The sequence below is a fragment of the Kitasatospora sp. NPDC088351 genome (assembly GCF_040685575.1).
Classification (GTDB): domain Bacteria; phylum Actinomycetota; class Actinomycetes; order Streptomycetales; family Streptomycetaceae; genus Kitasatospora.
Window position 1 is genome coordinate 193278 of sequence record NZ_JBFBIL010000008.1, and the last position, 7625, is coordinate 200902.

6 protein-coding genes are annotated in these 7625 nt (G+C 72.0%); 3 read left to right on the plus strand and 3 right to left on the minus strand.

Annotated features, from left to right (window positions below; genetic code table 11):
- Positions 1-24 precede the first annotated feature (24 nt).
- Entirely contained in the window at positions 25-1122 is a 1098-nt protein-coding gene (locus tag AB0P06_RS09395; RefSeq protein ID WP_363606312.1) for a radical SAM protein, read from the plus strand.
- Positions 1123-1125: 3 nt separating this feature from the next.
- Here AB0P06_RS09395 and AB0P06_RS09400 read toward each other — a convergent pair whose 3' ends face one another.
- From AB0P06_RS09400 to AB0P06_RS09410, 3 genes are read right to left on the minus strand one after another with little or no spacing between them, the layout of a single operon-like run.
- Positions 1126-2121: a galactokinase gene (locus tag AB0P06_RS09400; RefSeq protein ID WP_363606313.1), complete on the minus strand. Its 996-nt coding sequence runs from the start codon at positions 2119-2121 to the stop codon at positions 1126-1128.
- Positions 2118-2612 carry an NUDIX domain-containing protein gene (locus AB0P06_RS09405; RefSeq protein ID WP_363606314.1) on the minus strand — a complete coding sequence of 165 codons (495 nt, stop codon included), beginning with the start codon at positions 2610-2612 and terminating at the stop codon, positions 2118-2120. Before AB0P06_RS09405 ends, AB0P06_RS09400 begins: the two co-directional genes overlap by 4 nt.
- A 59-nt stretch (positions 2613-2671) precedes the next feature.
- A complete protein-coding gene (locus AB0P06_RS09410; protein ID WP_363606315.1) occupies positions 2672-3754 on the minus strand; it encodes an NAD-dependent epimerase/dehydratase family protein in 1083 nt (360 codons plus the stop codon).
- Between the two features lie 248 nt (positions 3755-4002).
- Here AB0P06_RS09410 and AB0P06_RS09415 point away from each other — a divergent pair, with 248 nt between their 5' ends.
- Together AB0P06_RS09415 and AB0P06_RS09420 are read left to right on the plus strand one after the other, a co-directional pair.
- Complete coding sequence (locus tag AB0P06_RS09415) at positions 4003-5682, plus strand: hypothetical protein (protein WP_363606316.1); 1680 nt, start codon at positions 4003-4005, stop codon at positions 5680-5682.
- A gap of 419 nt (positions 5683-6101) precedes the next feature.
- Positions 6102-7490 (plus strand): solute carrier family 23 protein, encoded by a 1389-nt coding sequence (locus tag AB0P06_RS09420; RefSeq protein WP_363606318.1) that lies wholly within the window; start codon positions 6102-6104, stop codon positions 7488-7490.
- The last annotated feature ends 135 nt before the right edge of the window (positions 7491-7625 follow it).

Below are 7625 nucleotides of genomic sequence, written 5' to 3' on the forward strand. Positions count from 1 at the left end.
CGTTCACGTCCACAGGAGGACTCCGTGACGCACGACCGTCTCGATCTCGTCTCCAAGCTGTACCAGCCATCAGGCTGGCCCCGCGTCCTGCAAGCGGCCGAAGGAGCCGCGTCGGACGCCCCGCTCGTCGTGGATCTCGATCCGACGACCTTCTGCGATCTGGCCTGCCCCGAGTGCATCAGCGGAAAGCTGCTCAACCAGGGCCGCTTCACCCCCGAGCGGCTGGCCGCGCTCGCGGAGGAACTGGTCTCCATGTCCGTCCGGGCCGTGGTGCTCATCGGGGGCGGCGAACCGCTCGCCCACCGGGGCACCCGTAAGGTCCTGCGCATCCTCGGCGAGGCCGGCCTGGCCGTCGGGGTCGTCACCAACGGCACCATGATCGACAAGAACCTCGACGAACTCGCCCGCTACGCCTCCTGGGTCCGCGTCTCCATGGACGCCGGCACCGCCGGAACGTACGGCCTCTTCCGCCCCGACCGAAAGGGCCGCAGCGTCTTCGACAAGGTCGTCGCGAACATGCGGCTGCTCGCCGAGGCGAAGACCGGCGCCCTCGGCTACTCCTTCCTCGTCATGACCCGCCAGGAGCCGGACGGCCGGGTCGTCAGCAACCACACGGAGGTCCTGCAAGCAGCCGAGCTCGCCCACGACATCGGCTGCGACTACTTCGAGACCAAGGCGATGTTCGACGATGAGCACCACGTCATCCAGGTCTCCCAGGACCTCCTCGCATCGGTCGACAGTCAGCTCGCCGAGGCCGCCCGGCTGGAGAGCGACACCTTCCAGCTCATCAACTCCTCCACGCTCACCTCGCTACGCCGGCACACCGGGCCGGTCCAGCCCAAGGAGTACCACCACTGCCGGGTCGCCGAGCTGCGCACCCTGATCACCCCGTCCGGGGTGTACATCTGCTCCTACCACCGGGGCAACCCGCTGGCCCGGATCGGCGACGCCGTCACCGACAGCCTGCCCGACATCTGGAAGACGTCGGACCGCGGCATCGTCGACCCGAGCCGGGACTGCCGCTTCCACTGCGCGCGGCACCGGTCCAACCTGGAACTGGAGCGAATAGCGGAAGGAACGGGCGCAGTCCCCCCGGGAGAGGACTACGACCCGTTCCTGTGACCGTCACCCGGCGCTGACGCCGACCCTGGTCCCCGCCCGGGCACTCCGGCTCCCCGGAGCCGCCCGGGTGGGGATCACCCGTGCCCCGGGGAACGGGCCGCGCAGCGCGTCGGCCAGCCGCGCCACCACCCCGGGCGTGTCGGCCGCGGGGCACACACCCACCAGCGAACCGCCGCCGCCGGCCCCGCTGAGCTTCAACGGCAGGCCGGCGGCGCGCAGCGCCAGCGTCCGCAGCTCCTCCAGGACCGGGGTCGACATGCCCTGGAAGTCGCGCATCGCCTCGTGCGCCCGGGTCATCGCCTCCCCCAGCGCCTGGTGGTCGCGCCGGCGCAGCGCCGCCCATGCGGCGCCCGACGCCCGGTCGGCCTCGGCCCGGTACGCCGCCAGGGCCGGATCGCCGGCCGCCAGCTGCGCCCGCACCGTGCGGATGTGGTCGGCGGTGTTCTTCCGGGTGCCCGAATCCACCACGACCACCCGCCAGTCCTCCGGGAACTCCAGCCGTTCCCGGACCACCGGCAGGCCGCGCTCCCGGCCGTCGATCAGCAGCGCACCGCCCTCGGCGACGGCGAGGTGGTCCATGCCCCCGCCGTTGAACCGGGCGAACTCGAACTCGTACGCCCACTGGACGATCGAGGCGTCCGGCACCGGCACGCCGTCCGGTGCCCCGGCCGCCTCGGCGTACGCCCGGAACAGCGCCACGATCAGCGCCGTGGACGAGGACAGCCCGCTCGCGGAGGGCGCCTCGCTGCTCACCCGCACGGCCGGCGCCGGGCCGGCCGCGCCGGGGAGCCGCTCGCCCAGGAACGTCCACACCTGCGCCGACCAGTCGGCCTCCACCGGCTGCTCCGCCCCGGACGGTCCGCCGGGCACGACCTCGACCGTGGTCCGCAGGTCGAGGGCGAGGCTGACCGAGCGGCCGTCGCCCAGCCAGTCCAGGTCCTCCCCCGACAAACACGCCCGGCACGGCACCGCGACGCGGATCGATTGCTCCTCGCTCACCTTGCCCGGAACCTCCCGTCCGTGAGAAACGCGCGGTACATCTCCAGCACGACCCGCGTGGGCGGGTGCAGCGGCGCCGGCGGGTCGTCGAGGGGCCGGAACTCCGCCCGGCGCACCTCGTCCGCCCCCGGGGAGAGCTCCCCCGACCAGTTCCGGGCCACGAAGCACAGCGCGAAGCAGTGGTTGACGTCCCCGTTCGGGTAGGTCACGGTGTGCACGGCCGGATCGGACAGCGAGCCGAAGGCGACCAGGTCGTCCTTCCCGACCCGCAGCCCGGTCTCCTCCGCCACCTCCCGGACGGCGGCGTCGGCGAAGCCCCCGTCCTCCTCGCAGGCTCCCGCGGGAAGCTCCCACACACCGTTGTCCACCCGCTGCTGGAACAGCCCCCGGCCCGCCTCGTCGATCAGCAGGACCTGGGCACCCGGAACCAACAGCCGCCGGTCGCCCACCTTCTGACGCAGCGACCAGACGTACGATCCGACATAGCCCATGCTCGTACCACCCCCTCCGACGTGCGCCCGACGCCGGGCGGTCACGGGGGCACAGACTGTCACGCGCCGTCCTCGCTGAGCCAGCGCGGCACCGCTTCGGGCGTCTTCTCCAGCCAGCGCACATAGCGGTCGACGCCCTCCGCGACGTCGATCCGGGCCTGCCAGCGCAGCAGTTCCCGGGCCCGCTCCGTGGAGGCGTACCCCCCGAGCGGATCGCCCTCGGGGCGCGGGGTGACGATCCGCCGCGCCTCGGGGAAGTAGGGCATCAGCAGGTCCGCGACGTCCCGGATCGCCGTCGGACGCCCGGTCCCCACGTTCACCGTCCGGCCCGCCATCCCCTCCTCGACGAGCGCGAGCGCCGTCGCCTCGGCCACGTCCTGGACGTGGACCATGTCGCGCACCTGGACGCCACCCCCGTTCAGGCGCATCGGGCGGCCGAGCTTGGCCTGCAGGGACAGCCAGGGAACCATCCAGGAGTGGCTGCCCGGCTTCGGGATCTGCGGATCGCCGTAGACGGAGAAGTAGCGCACGATCGCGTACTCGGCCCCCGACGACGCCCCGAGCATCAGCCGGGTCTGGTGCTCCGCCCACAACTTGCCGTTCGCGTACACCGACAGCGGGAACAGCGCCTGATCCTCATGGAACATGTGCGGGCCGGGCGAGTCGGTGGGGCCGTCGCCGTACACGGACGCGGAGGAGACCAGCACCAGCCGGCGCACCCCCGTCCGGGCCAGCTCCTCCAGGACGACCTGGGTGCCCTGCACATTGGCCCGGAAGGCGATGTCGGGGTTCCGGGTGCAGGCGGCCACGTCCGCGTAGGCGGCGGCGTGGACCACGAAGTCGGCATCCCGGAGCAGGCCGGCGACCACCTCGCGGTCACAGATGTCGCCGACGACGAGCCTGGCCCCGGACTTCTCGGTCCCGAATATGGTGTGGCCGTTCTCGGGGTAGGCGTCCATCCGGTCCAGGACGACCACTTCGGCACCGGCCCGGCACAGCAAGGCGGTGAGCCGGCTGCCGACCAGGCCCCCGCCTCCCGTCACGACGATGCGGGCATCGCGGAGCTTCTCCAACCGGGACTCGACGCTCTCACCGTCGTCGCTCCCGGCCTCGTTCAACGGCGTGTGCGATTCAGCGGACATAGGGGGTTCCCTCCGTGAAGACGGCGAACTCTCGAATACGCGCTCAAACACAGCCACATGCTTCACACGGAAGGTGGCGTGCCCATCCAGCATCCTTGGGACACCAACCGTGACACCAGTGCGAATTCGGCACTCTTGCCAGCCTCCGGCTCTATCCGTACTGTCCGGAATCGATGGCACCCGCAGTAGCCGATTACGACACGAGTGCCACCAAGTCCCCCACACCCCATCAGAAAGAGGGAAACCACGTGACACGCCATCAGCTCAGCGGTGTGGTCATGACCCACCCCAAGCGCCGGCGGGCCGCCGAGCAGATGGCCCTGACCGCGCCTCCGGGCGCGCTGCGCGTCGTCATGGACCCGGACCCGACCGGCACTCCGTCGGTCCTGCGCACGGCCCTCGCCGCCTGGGAGGCCATCGAGGACGGCGCCACCCACCAACTGGTGGTCCAGGACGACATGCTGTTGTCCGAATCGTTCTTCGAACGGGTCAACCTCGCCATCGACGCGATGCCGGACGCGGCGCTGGCGCTGTTCGCCCTGTGGGACTCCCGCAACGGGGCCGCGGTCCGCTTCGGCGCCATGGCAGGCGCCCGCTGGGTCGGCGCGGTCAACGAGTACTTCCCGTGCGTCGCGATCGTACTGCCCCGGTCCGTCGCCGAAGGATTCGTCCGCTACGGCCGCGAGCGCCTCGGCGGCTGGCCCGACGACATTCTGATGCACCGTTATCTGAACGACAGCGGTGTCCCCCGCTACGTCTCCGTCCCCAACCTCGCCGAACACCAGGACCGCGGCTCGATCTCGGGCAACGCCTTCCGGGGGCCGCGCCGCTCGGTCTGCTTCCTGCCCGGCGACCGGCCCGGCGACGAGGAGCGCCGGCTGACCGGCCTGACGGTCCTGCCGTTCTTCAAGTACGGCGTCGCGCGCTGCGCGGTGCGGGTCACCGGACCGGGCCCCGAGCGCTGGCTGCACATGGACTGCGAACAGTACCTTCGCGGCCTTGAGCTGCCCCGCTCGCTGTTCACGCCGCCCGGGCCGGAGTCGGACGCACCGGACGTCCGGGGGACCTGGCTCACGGCCCTCGCCATGGGTCACGAGGCCGCCCGCCTCGGCCTGGACGTCGACGCCACCGGACCGGCGGAACGAACCGCGGTGCACGCGGAGGCGATCGCGACGATCGGGCCGGGCGGCATCAGCAACGCCAGCACCGAGGAACGGATCGCCGAACGCCGCGAGGCCCTGGCAGCCGTGGCCCGCCGGGCACTGGCCGCCGGGCACGAGGCCGCCGACCGGCCGGCCCCCCGCCGGCCCCGGCGGCCCGCCGGCCTCACCGTACGCGGCGGCGCCACACCGCTCGGCGAGCACCTCGTGGGGAGGCTGACCGACCTGACCGGCGACGGGGCACCCGACGCCGTCCTCGACCTGACCGGCCTGCGCGAGGGAGCCCCGGCCCGGGAGCTGAGGATCCAACTGCCCGACGACCCACGGCCGTACACCCTGGCCGTCGGCGAGGTGTACGGCCCCGGCTGCTCCCGGGACACCCTCATCGGGCGCATGGTGTGGGACGCCCTGCGCAGCCGGCCGGTGACCGTCCAGGGGAGCCCCGACGCCGAGACGCACCCCGTGTACACGGACGACCTGGCCGATGCCATCCTGGCGGTGCTCCGCACCCGCCCTACGGCCCACACCCTGACCGTCGCGGCCGAAAAACCCACCACGATCGGCGAGTTGGCGCACGCCGTGCACGCGGCCGTCCGGCCCGTACCGGTGCGGGCCGAGCCATCTCCACCCGGACCGCCCTCCCCCCGAGCCGAGTTCGCGACCAACCCCCGCCCACCCGCGTGGACACCGGCCACGGGATACGCGAAGGGACTGCACGCGTTCGCGCAGTGGCTGGCGTACGAGGGAACGCTGCTCACCGTCGTCTGACACCGCCCGGCGAGTCCCCCGCCACGGGAATACCGTCGTCGAACGGGAACACGAGGCCCCCGCGCTCGCGCGGCGCCCGACCGCCGCGGGGCGGGCGCCGCGCGAGCGGGACGGTCAGGCGGCAGACGGGATGGTGACGCGGGGTTCGGGGGTGTCGCCGTAGGGGGTGGTGATGCACCGGCGAGCCCGCCAGGTCGGGGGTTGGCACGAACGGCAACTCGCACGGGAGTTCCTTGTTCAGAGCGTGCGGCCCAGCCGAGGAAGTCCTCGCCGTGACGGCCGTGGACCCCCCGCGCGCCGTGGCGTGGCCGGGGTGTGTCCACTCGTCCGGTGGCGGAGATTTTGCATCGGCGCACGTCGTGTGATCGGCTGATGGCCCGATCTGCCCACATGGGCATTGCCGACGAGGAGAGTGACCCATGGCGGGCTTCGGCTGGAAGCTGCACGGCGACGGAAGGAGCCCCGCGCCCGGTGCGGTCGTCAAGCCGGACGAGCGGCTGAGCTGGGGGCGCACCGTCGGGCTCGGCGCCCAGCACGTGGTGGCGATGTTCGGTGCGACCTTCGTGGCACCGGTCCTGATGGGGCTCGATCCCAACCTGGCCGTGATGGTCTCCGGGGTCGCGACCATCTTCTTCCTGCTGGTCACCGGCGGGCGCATCCCCAGCTACCTCGGCAGCAGCCTCTCCTTCGTCGGCGTGGCCGCGGTGATCAAGACCCAGGGCGGTGACGCCGCGACACTGACCGGCGCCATGCTGGTGGTCGGGGCGGTGCTGGTGGCCTGCGGCGCGGCGGTTCGGGCGGCGGGCGCGCGGGTGATCCACGCCGTGCTGCCGCCGGTCGTGACCGGTGCCGTGGTGATGCTGATCGGCTTCAACCTGGCACCGGTCACCGCCGGGACGTACTGGCCGCAGGACCAGTGGACCGCACTGCTCACCATGGTGTTCACCGGCCTCGCCCTGGTGGTGCTGCGCGGCTTCTGGTCGCGGATCGCGATCTTCCTCGGCCTGGTCTTCGGGTACGCGATCTCCTGGGTCTTCGACCGGGTCTTCGGGCAGATCCACGCCGCCAACGGGGCCGGAGTGGTGACGGACCACTGGCGGCTCGACCTCTCCGGCGTGGGCAAGGCCGAGTGGCTCGGCCTGCCCAGCCTGCACGCCCCGAGCTTCTCCGCCTCCGCCGTGCTGGTCGCGCTGCCCGTCGTGGTCGCGCTGATCGCCGAGAACGCCGGACACGTCAAGGCCGTGGGCGAGATGACGGGTGACCCGCTGGACGACCGGATGGGCGCGGCGATCATGGCGGACGGCGCCGCCACCATGATCTCCACCAGCGTCGGCGGCCCGGCCACCACCACCTACGCCGAGAACATCGGTGTGATGGCCGCGACCCGGGTCTACTCCACCGCCGCGTACTGGTGCGCCGCCGGGTTCGCGATCCTCTTCGGTCTCTGCCCGAAGTTCGGCGCGGTGATCGCCGCGATCCCGGGCGGCGTGCTCGGCGGGATCACCGTCGTCCTGTACGGCATGATCGGCCTCCTCGGCGCCCAGATCTGGGTGCACAACCGGGTGGACCTGACCAATCCGCTGCACCTCGTCCCGGTGGCGGCCGGTGTCATCATCGGCATCGGCAACGTGTCCCTGAAGTTCACCGACAACTTCTCGCTCAGTGGCATCGCCCTGGGCACCCTGGTCGTGCTGATCGGCTACCACCTGCTGCGCCTGATGGCCCCGGCCCACATGAAACAGCAGCAGCAGTCCCCGCTGCTGGACGCGGGAACCAGCGAGTACGACAGCGGCGCCCCGGAGCGCTGACCCCAACTCCACGCACGGACGGCGGCCCGGTGTTCGACACCCCGGCGCCCGCCCCGTGGAGGGGCCGGGAAACAAACTGAAAAAACCCGGGATGCGCCCAGGCGCAAGCAGAGCGGCAAGAAGACAGGAGATAGT

Coding starts and splice junctions, on each gene's coding strand:
- AB0P06_RS09420 (WP_363606318.1), top strand. CDS start 6,102: ATGGCGGGCTTCGGCTGGAAGCTGCACGGCGACGGAAGGAGCCCCGCG.
- AB0P06_RS09410 (WP_363606315.1), bottom strand. CDS start 3,754: ATGTCCGCTGAATCGCACACGCCGTTGAACGAGGCCGGGAGCGACGAC.
- AB0P06_RS09405 (WP_363606314.1), bottom strand. CDS start 2,612: ATGGGCTATGTCGGATCGTACGTCTGGTCGCTGCGTCAGAAGGTGGGC.